Consider the following 20470-nt stretch of genomic DNA (forward strand, 5'->3'; position numbering starts at 1 on the left):
CCCCCCCCCCCCCCCCCCCCCCCCCCCCCCCCCCCCCCCCCCCCCCCCCCCCCCCCCCCCCCCCCCCCCCCCCCCCAGGGAGCCCAGCCAGCCGCCGGCGGCCTGCGCCGCGCTGTCGATCAGGTCGTCGACCTGGATGTCCTCGTCCATCAGGCACGCACTCCCAACCGAGCCCGTTCCCCTCCATCGTGGTCCGCCCGGCACCCCGCCGCCTCTCGGCCGGACACGTGGTCCGCCCCGCGTTCGAGACCACGGGGCGGCGCGTCGGCGTCTTCCCAGGAGAGGTACGGACAAACGCCGGGGAGTACGTTCTAAGGGGGGTGCGAGGAGTGTGCGTCATGAGCGACCGGCACGACGGGAACAGGAGCCGGGACCAGGACCGGCAGCAGGACCAGGGCCAGGCCCGCGGGCAGCGGGGCCGGGGGCGTGCGCCGGGTCCCGGGCAGCCGCGGACCGGCGGGCGGCCGCGCAGCCCCGGCGAGGTGGCGCACGAGCGGGGCCGGGAGGACGCGACGCTGCGCGACGTGATGAGGGACCTGGACGAGGAGGACCTGTACGACATGCGCGACGACCGCTGAACGCGCCTGCGCGCGACTGCGCCCCGCCCACGCGGGTATGTGCCCGGTCCGAAGCGAGGAGAGCCTGATGCGTGCGCTGACGATGGGCGTGGAGGAGGAGTTCCTGCTGGTCGACCGGGTCAGCAGGCGGCCGGCCGAGCGGGCGCCCGCGGTGATCGCGGCGGCCGCCGAGGAGCTGGGCGAGCAGGTCCAGACCGAGTTCTTCGCCGCCCAGGTGGAGGTGTGCACCCGGCCCGTCGCCGACACGGCCGGGCTGCGGGCCGAGCTGGCGCGGCTGCGGCGCGTGGCCGGCGCGGCCGCGGAGGAGCACGGCTGCCGGCTGGTGGCGACGGGGACTCCGGCCGTGCCGCCCCTGCGGCCGCTGACCGTGACCGACACCGACCGCTACCGCCGCATGGCCCGCACGTTCGCCTCGCTCGTCGGACCGTACGACGGGCTGGTGTGCGGCTGCCATGTGCACCTCGGCACCATCGACCGGGCCACCGCCCTGTCCCTGTCCCACCACATGCGCCCCTGGCTGCCGGTCCTGCAGTCCCTCACCGGGAACTCCCCCTTCGTGCTGGGCCACGACACCGGGTTCGACAGCTGGCGCTACAAGGCGTTCTCCCGCTGGCCCACCGTCGGACCCGCCCCGGTGATGCGCGAGGCGCAGTACGAGGCGTACGTGGCCGCGCTGGTGGAGCACCGGGTCCTGATGGACCGGCGGATGCTGTACTGGTACGCGCGCCCCTCCGAGCACGTGCCCACCCTGGAGATCCGCGTCGCCGACGCCAACGCCGACCTCGACACGGTGGTCCTGCTGACGGCCCTCGTCCGCGGCCTCGCCCAGGCACTGCTCATCGACGCCGAACACCGGCAGCCGCCCCCCGAGGTCTCCGACCGGCGGCTGCGCGCGGCGCACGAGCTGGCCGCGGTCGAGGGGCTCCACGGCTGGGGGCTGGACCCGGTGAGCGGCGAACGGCTGCCCGCCGGCACCCTGGTGGACCGCCTCCTGTCCCGGGCGGCGCCTGGACTTGAGGCCTCCGGGGACCTGGCCCTGGTCGAGGACCTGCTGCGCCGGCTGCGCCATGAGGGGAGCGGGGCCGACCGGCAGCGCGCGGTGCTGCGCCGGCACGGCCGCCTCACCGAGGTCGTCGACGCCCTCGCCACCACCACCGCCTCGGCGTAGCGCGTCCCGTGACCGGCGGTGACCCGCGCCGCCCGGCCCGCCGGGCGCCCCGGGGCGGAGGCACGCCGGTGCGGTGTCCGGCACCGCACCGGTTCGGAGTACGCGGGCCCGGCGCGGGCAGACGCCCGGACGGAACCCACCCGTGTCACAGTGGAGGCGACGGCTCCTCTTCGGGACTGACCATGGACGAGACAGACAGAACGCTGGAGCAGTTGCTGGCGGGCCTGATGGCGGTCCGCGACGGCAATCTGGACACCCGGCTTCCGGAGGACGCCGGCGGCCTGCCCGGAAACATCGCGGCCGTCTTCAACGGCATGGTCGCCCAGCTGTCCCAGGTGACCACCGAGGTCACCCGGGTGGCCCAGGAGGTCGGCGGCGAGGGGCGGCTCGGCGGGCAGGCGCGGGTACCGCCGGTCGGGGGCGTCTGGCGGGAGCTGACCGACGCCGTCAACAGCATGGCCGACAACCTGACCTCGCAGGTGCGCAACATCAGCCAGGTGGCCACGGCGGTGGCCAGGGGCGACCTCACGCAGAAGATCAGGGTGGACGCGCGCGGGGAGCTCTTGGAGCTGAAGGACACGATCAACACGATGGTCGAGCGGCTGTCCTCGTTCGCGGAGGAGGTCACCCGGGTGGCCCGGGAGGTCGGCACCGAGGGGAACCTGGGCGGCCAGGCCACCGTCCACGGAGTGTCGGGCACCTGGATGGACCTGACCAACAACGTGAACTCGATGGCCGACAACCTCACCAACCAGGTCCGCAACATCGCGCAGGTCACCACGGCCGTCGCGGAGGGCGACCTGACGCGCAAGATCGACGTGGACGCCCGCGGGGAGATCCTGGAGCTGAAGACGACCATCAACACGATGGTCGACCAGCTGGGTTCGTTCGCCGCCGAGGTGACCCGGGTGGCCCGGGAGGTCGGCAGCGAGGGCCGGCTCGGCGGCCAGGCCGAGGTGGCCGACGTGTCCGGCACCTGGCGCCGGCTCACCGAGAACGTCAACGAACTCGCGGGCAACCTCACCCGCCAGGTACGGGCCATCGCCGAGGTCACCAGCGCCGTGGCCCGCGGCGACCTGACCCGTACCGTCGCGGTCGAGGCGCCCGGCGAGGTCGGGACCCTCAAGGACAACATCAACTCCATGGTGGAGTCGCTGCGCGCGACGACCCGGGCCAACGAGGAGAAGGACTGGCTCAAGACCCAGCTCGCGCGGATCTCCGGCGGGATCCAGGGCCGGCGCGACCTGACCACGGTGGCCCGGCTGATCATGCGCGAGCTGCCGCCGCTGGTCCACGCGCAGTACGGCTGCTTCTTCCTGGCCCAGGACGGCCCCGGCGGCCCCGACGGCGACGGGGGCACCGGGGGGCCCGAACTCGTCGCCATCGCCTCGTACGGGCTGCCCGACGACCCGACGGCCGCCTCCCGCCGCTTCCGCGTGGGCCAGTCCCTGGTCGGCCAGGCGGCCGCCGACCACCGGGTACTCGTCGTGGACGAACTGCCGCCGGGGTACGCGCCGGTCCACACCGGCACGGGCTCCGCCGACCCCAGCACCCTGATCGTGCTGCCCATCGTCTTCGAGGGGCAGGTGCTCGGCGCCCTGGAGCTGGCGTCGCTGCGCCCGTTCGCGCCACTGCACCGCGACTTCCTGGAGCAGTGCACCGAACTGCTGGGCGTCAACGTCAGTTCCCTGACCGCCAACGCCCGCACCGACGAACTGCTGGAGCGCTCGCAGCTGCTGACGGCGGAGCTGAGCGCGCGGTCCGGGGAACTCCAGGCCCGCCAGCGCGAGCTCCAGCGCAGCAACGCCGAACTCCAGGACAAGGCGGCCCTGCTGGCCGACCGCAACCGCGACATCGAGCGGAAGAACCACCAGATCGAGCAGGCCCGCCAGGAGCTGGAGGAACGCGCCCAGGAACTGGCCCGGGCCTCCCTGTACAAGTCGGAGTTCCTGGCCAACATGAGCCACGAGCTGCGCACCCCGCTCAACAGCCTGCTGATCCTGGCCCAGTTGCTCGCGCAGAACGCCGAGGGCAATCTGACGGAGAAGCAGGCGGACTACGCGGCCGTCATCCACTCGGCCGGCTCCGACCTGCTCCAGCTGATCAACGACATCCTCGACCTGTCCAAGGTGGAGGCCGGCCGGATGGACGTGCACCCCGAGCCGGTCTCCCTCCAGCGCGTCCTGGACTACGTGGACGTCACCTTCCGGCCCGTCGCCGACGAGCGGGGCCTGGAGTTCACCGTCAGCCGTGCCCCGTCGGCGGGCGAGGGACTGGTCACCGACGAGGCCCGGCTGCGCCAGGTGCTGCGCAACCTGGTCTCGAACGCCCTGAAGTTCACCCGGACCGGCGGGGTCTCCCTGCGGGTGCAGCAGACCGCCCCGCAGGACGTCCCGGACCCGCTGCGCGGCACCGGTCCCGTGCTCGCCTTCCGGGTCATCGACACCGGCATCGGCATCGCCGCCGAGCAGCTGGAATCGGTCTTCGACGCCTTCCAGCAGGGCGACACCGGCGTCGACCGGGCGTACGGCGGCACCGGACTGGGCCTGTCCATCAGCCGCGAGGTCTCCAAGCTGCTCGGCGGCACCATCACCGCCGAGAGCACCATGGGCCGGGGCAGCTGCTTCACCCTCTACCTGCCGGAACGCGACGGCAGGGCACAGTCCCGGCAGGCCCCGGGCGGGTCCGGCCGACAGCGGGACGACGACGCCTCCGTGGCCCCGCCCCCCGAGGCCGTCGACGAGGAGGGCCTGCGGGACCGGACGGTGCTCCTGGTCGACGACGACACCCGCAACGTCTACGCGCTGACCGAGGTGCTCAAGTCGGCGGGGATGCAGGTGCTGACCGCCGACAACGGCGAGGCCGGGATCCGGCTGCTGGCCGCGCACCCGGAGGTCGACCTGGTCGTGATGGACCTGATGATGGCCGGTCTCGACGGCTACGCCACCACCCGGGCCATCCGCGCCATGCCCGGGCTGGCGGACCTGCCCGTGGTGGTGGTGACCGCGAAGGCGATGCCGGGCGACCGGACGGAGGCCCTTGCCGCCGGGGCGTCCGACTACGTGGTCAAGCCCGTGGCCCCCGACCGGCTGCTCACCGCCCTGCGCACCTGGCTCACACCCCGCTGAGGAGCCGGCATGGCCCTGCCCGAGAGCGGACTCACCTCGGCCGTCGCGGACCTGACGGCCGAGGTGGCGGCGCTGCACGCCGACCGGGCCCGGCGCAGCCTCCTGGACCTGGCCTGCGGGGTGCTGATGGCCCAGCTGTCCCTGTCCCCCGACGAGGCGGCCGACCACCTGGTCCGGCTGGCCGTGTCGACGGGGCTCAGCGCGGCCGACCTCGCGGCGGACATCCTCAACGCGGCCGCCGGCCCGGACGCCGCGCGCGACCCGGTCCCGGGGGCCCCGGAGGCGGTGCCGACGGCGGAGGCCCGCCGGATCCGCCGGGGCACCACCGCCGTGCTGACCTCCGACACGGCCGCCGCGGCGGCGTCGGCCCTGCTGGAGGGCGGGCTGCGGCGGCTCGGCGCCGAGTCCGTCTACCTGTGGCGGCGTACGGAGACCGACTGCCTGGAACTGGCCGGGCAGGCGGGGGCGACCCCCCTGGAGGCCGCGCACTGGCGGTGGGTGCCGCCGGAGACGGGCGGGCCGCTGCACCGCGCGCTGGCGGTGGGCCTGCCCGCGTGGTTCCCCGACGGCCCGGGAGCCGAGGGCCGGCTTCCCGGTCCGCGCCCGGAGGCGGCGCGGGGGCTGGTCCCCCTGGACCGCGGCGGCCAGGGCGTCGGGCTGGCGCTGGTCGTCTGGCCCGGTGCCCGGGTCCTCGACAGTGGGCTGCGTGCCACCACCGCCGCCCTGTGCCGTCCCGCCGGCCAGGTGCTCGAACGCGCCGACGCCGGCGCCGGCGCCGGCGCGGTGCCCCGCCTCACCGCCGTCCTGTCGGAGCTGGTGCTGCCGGCGATGCTGGTGAGCGTGGCGGTCCCGGCCGGGGACCGGGACGCCGTGGGCTTCGGGCGGGCCCACACCGTGGACTACCTCAACCCGGCCGCGCTGCGCGTCCTGACGCCCCCGCCCTCGCCGGAGGGGCGGCCCGTCGCACAGCTCTTCCCCGCCGTCTACGAGGAGCTGGTCGGGCTGCTGGCGCGGGCGAACGCGACCGGCGCCCCGCAGTACGTCCCCTCCCTGCCGGCGGCCCCCTCCCACGCGCCGCCGGCCAAGGCGGGGACGGCGACCGCGCCCCTGATGGCCGAGGTCCGGGTGCTTCCGCTGGGCGGGGGGCGCGCCGCGGTGCTGTGGCACGCCGACGACCGGCGCGGCCCGCCGGTGACCCGGGCGCTGGCGCGGCTGGACCAGCTGGCGGTCTTCGAGGAGGACCTCGTCGCGGGCACCACCGTGTGGAGCGCGCACGCGTACCCGGTGTTCGGGCTGCACCCCGAGGACCCGGCGGTGCCGCTGCGGTCCCTGGGGGCGCGGCTGCACACCGAGGACTCGGTGCGGCTGGGCGGCCTGCTGGCCTCGCTCACCGACCGGCACGAGGGCGGGCAGGTCCTGGTGCGGGTGGTGCGGCCCGGCGGCGGGGTGCGCCGGGTCCGGGTGGCGGCCGAGCCGGTGCTGACGGGCAGCGCGCTGACCGGGATCGTCGGCGTGTTCCAGGACGTCTCGGCGCAGCACCACACGGAGGTGGCGCTCACCGCCACGTACGACCAGCTGTCCGCCGCGCGCACCGAGGCCGAGCTGCGCGACCACCTGGTGCTGGGGCTCCAGCACGCCATCGTCCCGGAGGCCCCCGCCCTGGAGACCCCGCCCGGGTTGCGGGTCGCGGCCCGCTACCGCCCGGCCGCCGCGGAGTACCGGGTGGGCGGCGACTGGTACGACGTGCAGTCCCTGCCGAACGGCAAGGTGCTGGTCACGGTGGGGGACATCGCCGGGCACGGCATCGAGTCCACCACCGCCATGATCGCCCTGCGCGGGGCGCTGCACGGTCTGGCCTTCACGGGGAACCCTCCCGGCCGGCTCATGGAGTGGCTCAACGACGTGACGCTGCACACGCCCGGGCAGCCCACCGCGACGGCCGTGTGCGCCCTGTTCGACCCGGCGGACCGTTCGCTGTTCTGGTCCGGGGCCGGCCATCCCCCGATCCTGCTGCTGCGCGGCGGGCGGGCCCGGTTCATGGCGGGCGCGGCGAACGTCCTGCTGGGCGCGCTGCCGGGGGCCCGGTACGGGGAGACCTACACCGAGCTGCGCTCCGGGGACACCCTGCTGCTGTACACGGACGGATTCATCGAGCGGCGGCACGTGGGGCTGGACGAGAGCCTGCAGGCGTTGCGCAGGGCGGCGGAGAGGCTGCGGCCGGGCCCTGCGGAGGAGCTGGCGGACCGGCTGATGGCGGCGGTTCTCGGGGACACCGACGACGACACCAGTCTGGTGGTGGTGCGGGTCTCCTGAGGCACCGCGTAAAGGAAAGGGTCATATCGGATAGAACGGGTATGAATCACGTGATACCTACACGGGCCGGAGGTCCGTTCCATGACCCGAATCCATCAGACCAGCACCCGGCAGACCCGCACCCGCCCCGCACCCGAGGCCCCGTGCGGCGCCTGCCATACCCGTCCGCCGCAGGAGCCCCCGGTGACACCCCTGGGGGAGCCGGTGGCGGACATCCTGGCCGAGCCGCTCAAGGCCAGCACCACCGACGCCAGGACCCTGTCGCGGGCCCTGTTCCACCGGCTGGGCACCCTGGAGGAGGGCACGCCCGAGTACTCCTACGTGCGCAACACCCTCGTCGAGCTGAACCTCAGCCTCGTCAAGTACGCGGCCCGCCGCTTCCGCGGCCGCAGCGAGCCCTTCGAGGACATCGTGCAGGTGGGCACGATCGGCCTGATCAAGGCCATCAACCGGTACGACGTCACCCGCGGGGTGGAGTTCACCACCTTCGCGCTGCCCACCGTCACCGGCGAGATCAAGCGCTTCTTCCGCGACACCAGCTGGGCCGTGAAGGTCCCCCGCCGGCTCCAGGAGCTGCGGCTGAACCTGGCCAAGGCCTCGGACGAGATGGAGCAGGACCTGGGCCGGGGCGCCACCGACGCCGAGCTGGCCGTCCGGCTCGGGCTGACGGAGGCCGAGCTGGCCGAGGGACGCCGGGCGGCCCAGGTGTACGCCTCGCGCTCGCTCGACGCGCCGGCGCAGGAGGACGCCGACTCCGGTACCGCCCAGCGCCCGCTGGGCGAGGAGGAGCCGGTCTACGAGCGCATCGAATGCCTGGAGTCCCTCAAGCCGCTGCTGGCGGAGCTGCCGGAGCGGGACCGGGAGATCCTGTCGCTGCGCTTCGGCCAGGAGCTCACCCAGTCGCAGATCGGCGAACGGCTCGGCATCTCGCAGATGCACGTGTCCCGGCTGCTCAGCCGGACCCTGGAGACCCTGAGGACGGGCCTGCTGACGGACGAGCCGCCGGAGCCCTCCGAAGAGGGGTCCGCGGCTCAGACCAGCTCGGGCTGCGCCGCGCGCCGCGGCTGCGGCACGGCTCCCGGCAGGGGCTCGCGGTCCCACAGCGCGGCCGTGCGCACGTAGCCGTAGACCACCGAGGCAGTCGCCAGGACGAGCAGCGGTCCGCCCAGCCACGGCAGCGCGGCCAGCTGCTGCGACAGGAACCGGTAGGAGAGCAGCAGCACGGTGAAGACGACGGCGCCGTAGCAGGCGAGCAGGGTCCCGCGCCGCTCCCAGCCGCGGTCGAAGGCGCGCAGCGCCGTTTCGATCGTGACCGTGAACACCACGCCGGCGAGGATGTCGGCGCCGTAGTGGTAGCCGAATCCGAGCGTCGCCCCGAGCGTGGCGACCAGCCAGAACGCACCGAGCCAGCGCAGGGCCCGCGGGCCCTTGCGGGAATGGATGAAGATCGCGGTCGCCCACGCCGTGTGGAGGCTCGGCATGCAGTTGCGCGGGGTGAATCCGTCGAAGGGCATCGCCTGCGGGGTGCCGAGCGGCGGAGGGGTGTTCGGCCAGAGGTCGGCCAGAGCCCACTGCCCGCCGTCGGCGCCGTAGGCGAGGATCGGCCCGACCACCGGGAAGACCATGTAGATGCCCGGTCCGAGCAGCCCGATCACCAGGAAGGTGCGGACCAGGTGGTGGGTCGGGAAACGGCGCTCGGCCGCCACCCGGCGCAGCTGGTACAGGGCGACGACGACCGCGCCCACCGCCAGCTGGATGTAGACCCAGTCCAGGACGTGCTCACCGACGGCGCCGGTGGCCCGCACGATCCTCCCGGCCACCCACGAGGGGTTGCCGAGGGCGTGGTCGGCGGTCGCCACGTACTGGTCGAGCACCATCGGACGGGTCTTCGCGGTGATGTCGAGCCAGGTGTAGCCGGTCTTGCGGCCGGCCACCAGCAGCAGGGCGAGCCCGACGCCCTTCAGCAGCAGCGTCCGCTCCCGGCCGGTGCGGCGCGTGACGGCGATGACGGCGCAGGCCAGGGTGACGATCAGGGCGCCGTTGCCGAACATCGTCGGAGTGCCGGCCGCCCAGCGGCCGAGCCAGAAGAGCAGGTCGATGCCGACCGCGGCGCCGACGGCGATGAACCGCTGCCGCCAGGTCAGCGCCACGAGCATCAGCGTCATGGCGGCGTAGAGCACCGTCCCGGAGCGGGGCGGGAAGAACACCTCGCGCGCCTGGGCGGTGATCGGGCCCGGCGTGCCGTAGTGGCGCGAGGTGATCTCCAGGGCGACGAGGAAGCCGACTCCCACCACGGCGGCGGCAGCCCACAGCACCACCCGGGCCCGGCTCCGGGGCACCTCCCCGTCTCCCCCGTCCGTTCGTGAAACCGCTCGCGATATCGCAGATATCAATTCTTCAGCCGATGTTCATGTTTCAACTTGGTCTTGGTCGGTCCGCACATGCTAATCCCCCGAGCGGCGGCGACGGCGCCGCACGTGCCACACGCAGCCGGACAGGAGGGTCAGCGCGACCACCACGGCGGAGGCCACCGGCCAGGTGCCCCCGGCCACCCCGAGGTCGACGGCGGCGACCAGGAGCACCGGCACACCCACGAACATCAGGGCCCGGGCGACGGCGGCCAGCATGCCGGGCTCCAGACGCGAGCCGGAGCCGCGCTGGCGCGGCAGCGGCGCGTCGGTGAGGTAGTACGCAGCGGCGCGGCCCAGGACCTGGCGGCTCGCCCTGCGGTAGGAGACCGCCATGTAGGGCAGCCACACCAGCGGGACCACCGTGCCCACCAGGAACGTCAGCCCCAGGAGGGCCCAGCGGCCCGCCATGCCGAGCCGCTCGCGGGCGGTCGGCCGGCCGTCCTTGGCCCGGGGCGGCATCAGCCCGAGGAGCTTGGCCATGCGCAGCGTCAGCGCGATCAGGGTCGCGGACCTCCGGCGCCGCGGCGGGTCCCCCGACGGCTCCGGCGGCCCGCCGCCGCCCTCCTGTGCGGTCAGGGCCCGCTCCGCCGCGTCCTCGTCCGCGTAGACCCCTTGCAGCACCAGGAGCTCGGCGGCCCGCCGCGGCGCTGTGGGGTCGCGTCCGGCCAGCGCGGCCAGCTCCAGGGTCGTCCGGGCCTGGCTCAGCAGCGCCGCGCAGAACGCGACCGGGATGAAGAGGAGGAACGGGCCGCCGACGAAGGCCCCCTCGGCGACCGTCCTGCGGATGCCGCGGTCGACCGCCGCGGCGCCCAGCGCGCCGGCGTCCGCCTCGGGCCGCTCGGCGCGCAGCCGGGCCACGCTCCGTGCCGCACGCGGTCCTGCGTGGCGCAGGGCGAAGCCGGCGAGCAGTTCGGGCATCCGGTCCGGCCTGCGCACGATCGCGCGCAGCAGGACCTCGGGCGCCCCCTCCGGGGTGGCCGCCATCACGCGCCTCCTCGGGCGCCGTCGGGTCAGTGGGAGGCGAGGACCCTCGTCCCGGCCCGCGCCTCCGGCGGACCGCCGCCCCGGTGTCCGGGGCGGCGCCTGCCTGGCTGTTCCAGGCTCCCCCGTCCGCCGTCCGTCCGCATCATCCGCCACGGGTGGGGCGGCCGGGCTGCGCTCCGTGGGGCGCCCCGTCGCCCGGGGCGGCCGCCAGGACGCCGAGGAGGACCAGGACGAGGACCACGATCCCGAAGACGACGGCCACGACGGCGGGCGTCGGATGGTTCCAGAGCAGCAGGGTCAGCGCTCCGGCCCCGATCACCACGCCGGTCGTCCACGCCCCGTGCCCGGCCAGCCACCGCCCCGTGGAACCGGTCCGCACGCCGAGCCGTTGCAGGTGGCGGCCTCCGGCGCCGGTGGCCCGGCGCGCCTCGGTGCGCACGACGCGGGCGCCGCGCCCCGGCCCGTACAGGTACGCGGCCAGGAGGGTGATCACGGCGACGACGATGAGCGTGCGGGCGCTCTCCCGCAGGAAGCGCACCAGCGTGTCGTAGATGACGGCGGCGGCGTCGGGCGGCAGGGTCTCCGGCGGCACGGAGTCGAGGTAGATCCTCCGGGCCACGGCCAGGGCGACGAGCAGGACGCCCATCATCACGCCCACGCCGATGGCGGTGGCCATCAGCCACACGCGGTGGGCGGGGGCGCACCAGATGGCGAGGGCCGCCAGGGCGAGGGCCACCACGGGCAGCCAGACGCCCACGACGTTCAGCAGCCGCATGGCGTCCTGGGCCTTGTCCAGCTTGTCGACCTTGAGCAGCGGGATCTGCTTGTCCACCTCGGGGATGGCCGACGCCTTCTCGAACCCGGCGTCGGTCAGCCGCTGCTTGAGCTGGTCGGTGAGCGTGCCGAGGTCGAGGACGATCGTGTCGCCCTTGGCCGCGACGGCGCTGGACCCCTCGCCGGTCAGCACGTTGACCACGGCGGCCTGGGCCCGCCGGTTGGCCTCGGTCCAGACGGTGTCGAACTGGTCGCTCGCCACCACCTTGGCCACCACGGCGTGGACCGCCGAGGTGAGGGCGCTCTTCAGGGGGCCTTCCAGGGCCTGCGATTTCTCCACGACCAGGGGCGGCGCGTCGGCCTGTTGCAGGGCCCGGCCCAGGGCCTCGGTGATCGCCTTGACGTCGACGTTGGCCACCACGCGGGCGGTCAGCTTGTCGTTGACGGCGTTCTGCACGGCGGGCTCGTCGGCGAGGGGCGCCACCGTCTGCACGTACCGGTCCGTGTCGGTGATCGTGTCGTCCACCCAGGCCGACACGACGGCGAGCGGGGACAGCAGGAGCGCGAGCAGCAGCAGGACCGAGGCCCCCGCGTAGTGCAGGCGCCGGTGGCGAACCGAGGCGGCCTTGCGCAGCCGTGCGTATTCCGCGCGCTCCTCCGCGCTGAGCGGGGGGTGCGGCCCTTCGGGGCCGGAGGGGACCGGGGCAGTCGGGTCCATGGTTCGTCCTCCTCTTCTCGGTGCCCGCCGCCGCGGCCCGCGGGCGGTCGGTCAGCCCTCGGCCGTCGCCACACGGCCGGTTCGGGCGGCTTCGAGGAACGCGTCGTAGTCGCGCAGGTTCTGTTCGGCGTACGCCTCGGCGTAGGCGGCGACCGCCCGGTCGAAGGTGTCGGCCATGCCGAGGTAGCCGGCGATGGCGATGGGATCGCCGGACCGGGCGTGGCCGCGGGCGAGGGAGAAGCCGCAGGCCCGGGCGAACAGGCTGAGGCCCTCCGGGCGCATCGTCTCGGCGCGGATGGAGCCCTTCCAGTCGAGCAGTTGGCGGACGTAGAAGTCGCGCTCCCTGCCGTCGTTGCCGGTGACCCGCATCCACCCGAGGAAGATGTCGCTGGCGGCCTGCATCAGCCGCTGCCCCGCCACCACGCGCAGGCCCTGGCTCCCGTAGCCCGCGGGGGCGGTGTAGGGGGCGAGGACGGATTCCTGGGCCTCCTTCGCCTGGAGCAGGAGCGGGTCGTCCTCGTCCCGGCCGGTCAGCAGGACGATCCAGCAGCGGGTGCCGACGCTGCCGACGCCGACGACCTTGCGGGCGACGTCGACCGGGCGGTAGCGGGCCAGCAGTACGCGGCGCTCGGGCGCCAGGCTCTGCGCGTACGCCTCGATGAGCCCGCGCACGACGGTGTCCTGGTCCGTGCGGCCGCCCTCACCCAGCACGTGGGACAGGGGCACGACCAGGGGCGGGGCGGGAGCGATGCGCAGTTCCCCGCCGACGCGGTGGGTGAGTTTGGCGAGGGCCTGGAGGTGGTCCCGGCTGCGGGCCTTGGCCAGCGTGCGGTCCGTGCGGCGCAGCACCCGGTCGCCGCCCTGTGCGGCGATCAGGCGGAGCTCCTCGGAGTCGTCCTGGGCGTACCAGATGTCCAGGACGCGCATCTCGGCGAGGCGCCGCATCCGGCGCCGGTACGCCGAGACGGCCTCGGCCACGACGGCGGCCCGGTCCTGGGGGGTGAACCCGTTCTCGCGGCCGGCGACGGCGAGGCTCGCCGCGAGCCGCTTGACGTCCCATTCGAAGGGGCCGGGGTAGGTCTCGTCGAAGTCGTTGACGTCGAAGACGAGGGAGCGCTCGGGCGAGGCGAAGAGGCCGAAGTTCATGACGTGGGCGTCTCCGCACAGTTGCACGGTGAGGTCCGTGTGGGGTGCGCGCCCCAGGTCCGCGGCCATGACGGCGGCGGCGCCCCGGTAGAAGGAGAAGGGTGACTTCAGCATGCGCCCGTGCCGGATGGGCACCAGTTCGGGAACCCGTGAGGCGGCCTGCGCCAGCAGGACCTCCACGGGGTCGGGCCGGTCGGGCCCCGGGTCGAACAGGGCCTGGCCGGACCGGGGTACAGCCGCCCGCGCCGCCTTGCCGCGCTGGGCGCGGTCGGCCGGTGTGGGGGCTTCGCCCGGGGCGACTGGGAACGTGGTCACGGTGCTCCCGCCTCCTGCCTGCGTGGGTCTTGGGCGAGCGTGCCCGGTCAGTCGGGCAGGCGCCGCATCTCCTCGACGTGCAGCCCCAGGTCCCGGAACCGTCCGAGCAGGCCGTAGAGGTGTGCCTCGTCCGTCACGGTGCCGAAGAAGAGGGTCTGACGGGCCGCCGGGAACTCCCGGAGCTCCGGGAAGGCATGGGCGACGGGCTCGGATACGCGGCCCGTGATCCGAAATTCGTAGCGCATGGGCAGCCGTCCCTCTCTCCCAGTCGCCGCAGCCCGGTCGGGCCCGCCGCGTCCATCGTGGCCGCCGGCCCGCCGCGGCACCTCACCCGTCGCAGGTGAGGAACGGCCGCGCGGGTGGCGGCGGGGTCACAGCATGTGCAGTTCGCGGGCGCGTTCCACCGCGTCGCGCCGGCGGGAGACGCACAGCTTGCGGTAGATCCCGCGCAGGTGGGTCTTGACGGTGTTGACGGACAGCTGGAGCTCGGCGGCGACCTCGTCGGTGGACATCATCCGCGCCACCTGCCGGAGCACCTCCCGCTCACGCGGGCTCAGCTCCTCGACAACCGGCCGGTCGGCCGGGGCGTGCGGGGTGCCGAGCCACGCGGCGGAGCCGCTGCGCCCGTCAAGGCCGCGGACCAGGTGCCGCACCCAGGGGCCGGCCTCCGTGAACGGCCGTCTGAGTCCCTCGGGGCGTGCGGTGTCGAGGGCCTGGACGAGCAGGTCGCGCGCCGTGTCCTCGTGTCCGTCGAGGAGCGCCTGGTGGGCGCGGAGCAGGAGCAGGCGGACCCGGTCGGGCACGGTCACCGCCTCGGACTCCTCCGCGGTCTCGATCAGTTGCAGGGCCTGGACGGGGTGGTCGGCGGCGGCCCGCACCTGTGCCAGGGCCACCGTGTGCGAGGGCGGGGCGTCGTCCGGCCGGACGCGGTCCAGGGCGGCGGCCGCGGCGTCGACGTCCCCCCGGGCCAGGGCCGCGGTGGCGTGGGCGACGGCCAGGCGCGCGGCCGGCCCGGGGGAGGCGGCGGCCGTGCCGTCGAGGTGGCCGTCGAGGTGGGTGAGAGCGGCCTCCCAGCCGCCCCGGGCGATCTGCAACTGGGCCCGGAGCACCGCCCGCTCGATGACGAGGTCGGGGTCGCGCCGGGTGTCGGCGAGCAGATCCGCCTGGTCGAGGTGGCCGGCCGCCGCGGCGAGTTCCTCCCGCTCCAGGGCCACGGCGGCGAGCGCCAGGCCCGCCGCGCCGGAGCGGTGGGAATCAGGGATGCCGTGCTGGTCGGCGAGGGCCAGGGAGGCGGCCCCGTGCTCCTCGGCGCGGGCCAGCTCTCCGGCGGCGGCGTCGGCCAGGGCCAGCCGCCCCAGGCACCGGTGGCGCAGCAGGACCGCGGTGTCCCCGCAGCAGGCCCCGGCCGCCTGTTCGAGGAGTTCGCGGGCGGGTTGGAGGCGACCGCCGCGCAGGCGGGCACAGGCCTGGCCGTAGAGGCGCAGGGGCTCCAGCTCGGGGTGGCGGGCGCGCTCCTCCGGCGGTACGCGTGCCAGGAGCTCGGCCACCCGGCGGGCCTGGTCGTCGGCGGCGCCGGGGGCGGACAGCAGCCGCAGCAGGGCGGCGGTGAGCCCGTCGGCCGGTTCGGCCTCCAGGGCGGTGGCGCCGGGGGCCTCCTCGGCCCGTTCGAGCCGGGAGCGGCAGCCCGCGACGTCCTGGCGGGCCATGCAGCAGGCGGCCGCGACGAGGGCCGCCCTGGTACCCGGTACGTCCTCGGGCATCCGGGAGAAGTCGTCGGCGGACGGCGAGGTCCCGGAGCCGGCGAGGAGGGGGATGACCAGCAGGTGCTGGACGGTCTGGGCGGCGGCGAAGCTCCAGTCGCCGCCGGCGGCGGCCTCCTCCACCGCCTCGGCGCTGCGGCCCTGTCCGGCGTACCAGCGGGCGGCGCGGCGGTGCAGCAGGGGTTCCAGCTCGGGTTGCCTGCTGCGCAGGTGGGCGCGCAGGACCTCGGCGAACAGGGGGTGGAAGCGGTACCACCGGGTGCCGGGGAGCGGTTCCACGAACGCGTGGCAGCGGGCCAGGTCCTGGAGGATGCGGCCGGAGTCGCTCCGGCCGGTGAGGGCCGCCGCGAGGTCGGGGTGGACCCGGTTCAGGACTCCCGTGCGCAGCAGCAGCTCGCGGGCCGGCTCGGGCTGGGCGGCGAGGACCTCGGTGAGGAGGTAGTCGGAGACCGCCTGCTCGGAGGCGGTGAAGGAGCGGGCGAAGGCGGCGGGGTCGTCGGAGCGCGCCATGGCGAGCGCGCACAGGCGCAGGCCCGCGGCCCAGCCCTCGGTGTGCTCCAGGAGGACGTCCACGAGCTCGTCGTCCGGGGCGGCCCCCTGACCGCGCAGCAGTTGGACCGCCTCGCTGCGGGTGAACGCCAGGTCGTGCTCGCGGATCTCGTGGACGCGGTCCTCGGCGCGGTAGCGGTGCAGTGGCAGCGGCGGGTCCTCCCGGCTGACGAGGACCAGCCGCAGGGCCGGGCCGGCGTGCTCGGAGACGAACCGCAGGCCGTCGGGGACGGCGCCGCCCCGGGCCTTGTCGAGGCCGTCGACGACCAGCACGAGCGGCGCGGGGGCGAGTTCGAGCGCGGCGGCGAGGCGGACGAGCAGAGACCGGTCGACCTCGTCCGCGCAGACGGGTGTGCCGAGGTCGTCCCCGGCCAGGGCCCCGGAGCGCCTGAGTCCTTCGACGACGTAGGCCCAGAAGACGCCCGGGGTGTCGTCCTCGTCGACGGTCACCCAGACCACGGGGTCGGCGGCGGACGCGGACCGGGCCCAGGAGGCGGCCAGGGCGGTCTTGCCGACCCCGGGCGCTCCCGTGATCAGCGTCAGGGGCCCCCGGGTGCCCAGGGTGAGCCGGTTGAGCAGCCGCGGCCGGCGCACCAGGCCGGGGGCGTGGCAGGGCACGGCGAGTTTGGCGGCCAGCAAGGGGTCGCCGGTGAGAGGCACGGTCATGAGGTCATACCCCCGGTGGGGCGGCTCGTCATGGGCCGGGCCTTCCTCCGGCTCTGGTGTCCGTGTCCGCGCCCGCCGCCGGAGCCGCTGGGGAGCGGTGGCGGGGCCCCGAGCAGTGCCCCTCCATGGTCACGTCCCGCCGTCTTGATCGCACGCCGCGCACATCGCCCGGCCCGGGCGATGCGGACCCGGCCCGCGCGGGGGCCAATGGAGGGGTCGTGGTGCGTCGGGAAGTGGAGGTGGGCCGCGTGAGCATGCACGCCAAGGCCCGGTTGGCGCTGCTGGCGGGTACGGCGGCGCTGGTCGTCATGCTGGTCTTCGCCGGGCTGCGCGGCATCGTCCTGGTGGCGGTGGGAGTGGCCGGGGTGGCCGTCACGGCGGCGGCCGTGTGGCTGTTCCTGGCCCACCGCGGGCCGATCCGCTGGGCGGCCCTGGTCCTCGCCGTGGCGTCGCCCGTGGCCGTGATCGTCTCGTACGTGCGCGCGGAGCTGCTGTGGGTGGTGCTGTGCGCGGTGGCCCTGTGGGGGCTGGCCGTGGCGGCGGGCCGCTCGGCCCTGGCCGACGAGGGCCGGTCGCGCATGCCCGGGCGTCCGGCGCCGCGGCCGCGGCAGCCGTTCCTGATCATGAACCCGCGGTCGGGGGGCGGGAAGGTCGGCGCCTTCCGGCTCCGCGAGAAGGCCGAGGCGCTCGGCGCCGAGGTGGTGCTGCTCGACCCCGACCGCCACGAGGATGTCGCCGAGCTCGCGCGCCGGGCCGTGGACCGCGGTGCGGATCTCGTCGGGGTCGCCGGGGGCGACGGCACCCAGGCCCTCGTCGCCGCCGTCGCCGCCGAGCGCGGCGTACCGTTCCTGGTCATCAGCGCCGGTACCCGCAACCACTTCGCGATGGACCTCGGGCTGGACCGGCGCGACCCGTCCACCTGCCTGGACGCCCTCACCGACGGTGTCGAACTGCGGGTCGACCTCGGCCGCGTCGGCGACCGCGCCTTCGTCAACAACGCCTCCTTCGGCACCTACGCCGAGGTGGTCCAGAGCCCGGCGTACCGCGACGACAAGATCCGTACGACGCTGAGCCTGCTGCCGGACCTGCTGGCGCGCCACACCGGCCCCCGGCTGACGGTGCGGGCCGGGGGCGCCGCGGTCGACGCCCCGCAGGCCGTCCTGGTCAGCAACAATCCCTACGGGACCGGCGACCCGGCGGGCCTGGGCCGGCGCAGCCGGCTCGACACGGGCGTCCTCGGCGTCCTCGCGATCAAGGTGAACAACGCCGCCCAGGCCGCGGGCATCCTGCGCGGCGCGCGCTCCACGGGGCTGACCTCGCTGACCGCGCGCGAGGTGGAGGTGGACTCCGACGCGCCGCAGGTGCGCGTCGGCATCGACGGCGAGTCGATCATGCTGCCGGCTCCCGTGCGCTGCCGTGTGGAGCCCGGCGCCCTGCGCGTCGTCGTACCGAGGCGCCGGCCGGGGAACCGCGCCGGCGTGCCGATGGACTGGGCCGGTGTGCGCCGGCTGGCCCTGACGGTGGGACGGGCGGCGGGCCGCCGCCGCCCGGAGCCGCCCGCCGCGCCCGGGGGCGCCGCCCGGACGGCGGCCGGTGCGGCGGGTGCGGCCGCGCCCCACAGGGGTCACTGGCACTGGCACCGCTCACCCGACCGGGCACCCGTCGACTACATGGGCGCCGTCTACGGGTCGATGCTGGCCGCCTCCGTCATCGTCGGGGCCGGTGTACCGGGCGGCCCCTACCCGCGGGGGGAGCTGGCCGGGCTGCTGCTGTGCACGGGCCTGGTGTTCTGGATCGCGCACGTCTACGCGCACCTGTTCGGCATCTCCCTGGCCAACGGTCACCTGACCTGGCGCGAGTTCCGGACGGTGTGCAGGGACGAGCGGTCCATCCTGGAGGCCGCGGTGCCGCCGGCCGTCGCCCTGGGGCTCGGCCCCCTGTTCGGACTCGACGTCAAGGGGACCGTGTGGCTGGCGCTGGGCGTGGCCCTGTGCGGCCAGATCGGGTGGGCCGTCGCCGGATCGGTGCGCGCGGGGGCGCCGCGCCGTCTGGTCGCCGTGTCCGCCCTGTTCAACCTGCTGCTGGGCGCCGTCATCGTGGCCGCCAAGTCGGCCCTGTCGCACTGACGGGACGGCGGCGCGCGCCCATCCGTGTGCACACCGGGACCCACGGCACCGTATCCCCGTCATCCGTGACGGCGTGGTCCATGCTGTCACCCAGGACGGGCGAGGGTCGGGCAGGAGGCCGGGATGGACGCGACGGACCCCACCCCCGACGGCACCCCGCCCGCCGCGGCCGCGGCACCCCGGCAGGAGCGGCGGGAGCGGCGGGGCCGGGCGGCGCTGGTCGTGGCCCTGCGGTGCCTGGCCACGATCACGGTCCTCGTCTCCGCGTACTTCCTGCTCCCCTTCACCCGGCGCGACGTCGACGTCAGGGACCTCGTCGTCGGCCTGAGCGCCGTCACGGCCGTCTTCGCCCTGCAGATCCGGTCGATCGCCCGCTCCGCCCACCCCCGGCTGCGGGCCATCGAGGCGCTCACCACCACGATGCCGCTGTTCCTGCTGATGTACGCGGCCACCTACTTCGTCATCGAGGAGACCACGCCCGGGAGCTTCAGCGAGTCCCTCACCCGCACCGACGCCCTGTACTTCACGCTCACCGTCTTCAGCACGGTCGGCTTCGGGGACATCGTGGCCCGTACCGAGCCCGCGCGCGTCCTGGTGATGACGCAGATGGTGGTCAACGTCCTGGCCGTCGGCGTGGCCACGCGGATCCTGTTCGGCGCGGTGGAGGCGGCCGTCCGGCGCCAGACCTCCGGCACCCGGGACCCGGGCTAGCGTCCGGCGGCGGGGCCGCCACGGGCCCCTCGAATCACCCGTCGCGGGTGAAGGCACCACCCGCCCCGGCACCGATCCTGAAGGCGATCGGCGGGGGCCGCCCCGCCCGCACGTCGCTGTGCTGGAAGAAGGAGGCGCACGATGGAGAGCCAGCTCCTCGCCTACGACTACCCGCTGTTGGGTGCGTTCTGGACGGTCCTGTGGATCTTCCTGTGGGTGCTGTGGTTCATGTTGCTGTTCCGCATCATCATCGACATCTTCCGAGACGACGGGATGGGCGGATGGGGAAAGGCCGGCTGGCTGATCTTCGTGGTGATCCTGCCCTTCCTGGGCGTCCTGGTCTACATCATCGCCCGCGGCAAGAGCATGGGTGCCCGCGAGATCAAGCACGTCCAGGAGCAGCGGGCCGACATGGACGCCTACATCCGTGCGACGGCCGGCTCCGGCAGCCAGGTCGACGAACTGGCCAAGCTGTCGCAGCTGCGGGCCAGCGGGGACATCACCGACGCCGAGTACGAGCGGGCCAAGGAGAAGATCCTGCGCTAGCGCCCGCCCCCGGATCGGCCGGCCGGGCCCCAGGCCCCGGCCCGTGAAGAAGAAGGATCACCATGGCACACACACCGACCACGCCTCGGGGCCACTCCGACACGGCCCTGGCGGCCGCCGGAGGGCTGGTGGTATTCGCCGCCGTGATGCTGCTCATCGCCGGAGTGCTCGGGATCTTCCGCGGCATCATGGGCATCGCCGAGGACGAGGTGTTCGTCCACACGCCGAACTACGTCTTCCAGTTCGACCTGACCACCTGGGGATGGCTGCACCTGATCTTCGGCATCATCGCCGTGGTCGTGGGGGCCGCCCTCTTCAAGGCACCGCTGTGGGGGCGGATCGCGGGGATCGTCATCGCGTCCCTCGTCATCCTCGTGAACTTCCTGTCCCTGCCCTACTACCCGTTCTGGGCGATCGTCTCCATCGCCCTCAGCGGCTTCGTCATCTGGGCGCTGTGCATCATCTCCCCGGAGGACATGCGATGACGGGACCATGAAGCCCCGGGTCGGGACCGGGCCCGCACCACCCGCCCAGTCCCCTCCCCCGCCCCCTCGGGCACCGGACGCCGGTACGCGGC

At 74.8% G+C, this 20470-nt stretch carries 15 protein-coding genes; 9 read left to right on the forward strand and 6 right to left on the reverse strand.

From position 1 onward, the window contains the following. The first annotated feature begins 338 nt into the window (after positions 1-338). The 5 genes from WDV06_RS13000 to WDV06_RS13020 all read left to right on the forward strand — a co-directional run bounded on the left by WDV06_RS13000 (position 339) and on the right by WDV06_RS13020 (position 8309). Positions 339-578 (forward strand): hypothetical protein, encoded by a 240-nt coding sequence (locus tag WDV06_RS13000; protein WP_395509847.1) that lies wholly within the window; start codon positions 339-341, stop codon positions 576-578. A 67-nt stretch (positions 579-645) separates the two neighbouring features. After that, positions 646-1746 (forward strand): carboxylate-amine ligase, encoded by a 1101-nt coding sequence (locus WDV06_RS13005; RefSeq protein ID WP_395509848.1) that lies wholly within the window; start codon positions 646-648, stop codon positions 1744-1746. 68 nt (positions 1747-1814) lie between these two features. Beyond that, the gene (locus WDV06_RS13010) at positions 1815-4874 is read left to right on the forward strand and encodes a hybrid sensor histidine kinase/response regulator (RefSeq protein ID WP_463668212.1); all 3060 of its coding nucleotides are present in this window, start codon (positions 1815-1817) and stop codon (positions 4872-4874) included. 9 nt (positions 4875-4883) lie between these two features. Further along, positions 4884-7187, forward strand: coding sequence for a SpoIIE family protein phosphatase (locus WDV06_RS13015; protein WP_395509850.1), 2304 nt, complete (start codon positions 4884-4886; stop codon positions 7185-7187). Between the two features lie 81 nt (positions 7188-7268). After that, the gene (locus tag WDV06_RS13020; RefSeq protein ID WP_395509851.1) at positions 7269-8309 is read left to right on the forward strand and encodes a SigB/SigF/SigG family RNA polymerase sigma factor; all 1041 of its coding nucleotides are present in this window, start codon (positions 7269-7271) and stop codon (positions 8307-8309) included. On the opposite strand, the gene WDV06_RS13025 is transcribed toward WDV06_RS13020, so the two are convergent. The 6 genes from WDV06_RS13025 to WDV06_RS13050 all read right to left on the reverse strand — a co-directional run bounded on the left by WDV06_RS13025 (position 8219) and on the right by WDV06_RS13050 (position 16510). After that, positions 8219-9526: a phosphatase PAP2 family protein gene (locus WDV06_RS13025; RefSeq protein ID WP_395509852.1), complete on the reverse strand. Its 1308-nt coding sequence runs from the start codon at positions 9524-9526 to the stop codon at positions 8219-8221. The two genes, WDV06_RS13020 and WDV06_RS13025, sit on opposite strands and share 91 nt — an antisense overlap. 105 nt (positions 9527-9631) lie before the next feature. Then, positions 9632-10582 (reverse strand): hypothetical protein, encoded by a 951-nt coding sequence (locus tag WDV06_RS13030; RefSeq protein ID WP_395509853.1) that lies wholly within the window; start codon positions 10580-10582, stop codon positions 9632-9634. 142 nt (positions 10583-10724) lie between these two features. Then, positions 10725-12074, reverse strand: coding sequence for a hypothetical protein (locus WDV06_RS13035; RefSeq protein ID WP_395509854.1), 1350 nt, complete (start codon positions 12072-12074; stop codon positions 10725-10727). Between the two features lie 51 nt (positions 12075-12125). Next, positions 12126-13535, reverse strand: coding sequence for a DUF2252 domain-containing protein (locus WDV06_RS13040; RefSeq protein ID WP_395509855.1), 1410 nt, complete (start codon positions 13533-13535; stop codon positions 12126-12128). A gap of 47 nt (positions 13536-13582) precedes the next feature. After that, positions 13583-13780 (reverse strand): hypothetical protein, encoded by a 198-nt coding sequence (locus tag WDV06_RS13045; RefSeq protein WP_395509856.1) that lies wholly within the window; start codon positions 13778-13780, stop codon positions 13583-13585. A 126-nt stretch (positions 13781-13906) separates the two neighbouring features. Then, positions 13907-16510, reverse strand: a complete 2604-nt coding sequence (locus tag WDV06_RS13050; protein ID WP_395509857.1) for a LuxR C-terminal-related transcriptional regulator — start codon at positions 16508-16510, stop codon at positions 13907-13909. 254 nt (positions 16511-16764) lie between these two features. On the opposite strand from WDV06_RS13050, the gene WDV06_RS13055 reads away from it, so the two are divergent. From WDV06_RS13055 to WDV06_RS13070, 4 genes are all read left to right on the forward strand, one after another. After that, complete coding sequence (locus tag WDV06_RS13055; RefSeq protein ID WP_395509907.1) at positions 16765-18636, forward strand: diacylglycerol/lipid kinase family protein; 1872 nt, start codon at positions 16765-16767, stop codon at positions 18634-18636. Between the two features lie 123 nt (positions 18637-18759). After that, positions 18760-19347: a potassium channel family protein gene (locus WDV06_RS13060; protein WP_395509858.1), complete on the forward strand. Its 588-nt coding sequence runs from the start codon at positions 18760-18762 to the stop codon at positions 19345-19347. 141 nt (positions 19348-19488) lie between these two features. Beyond that, positions 19489-19893, forward strand: a complete 405-nt coding sequence (locus tag WDV06_RS13065; protein WP_395509859.1) for an SHOCT domain-containing protein — start codon at positions 19489-19491, stop codon at positions 19891-19893. Between the two features lie 62 nt (positions 19894-19955). Continuing rightward, complete coding sequence (locus WDV06_RS13070) at positions 19956-20378, forward strand: DUF7144 family membrane protein (RefSeq protein WP_395509860.1); 423 nt, start codon at positions 19956-19958, stop codon at positions 20376-20378. The last annotated feature ends 92 nt before the right edge of the window (positions 20379-20470 follow it).

Source organism: Streptomyces racemochromogenes, assembly GCF_044129415.1.
GTDB lineage: Bacteria > Actinomycetota > Actinomycetes > Streptomycetales > Streptomycetaceae > Streptomyces > Streptomyces racemochromogenes_A.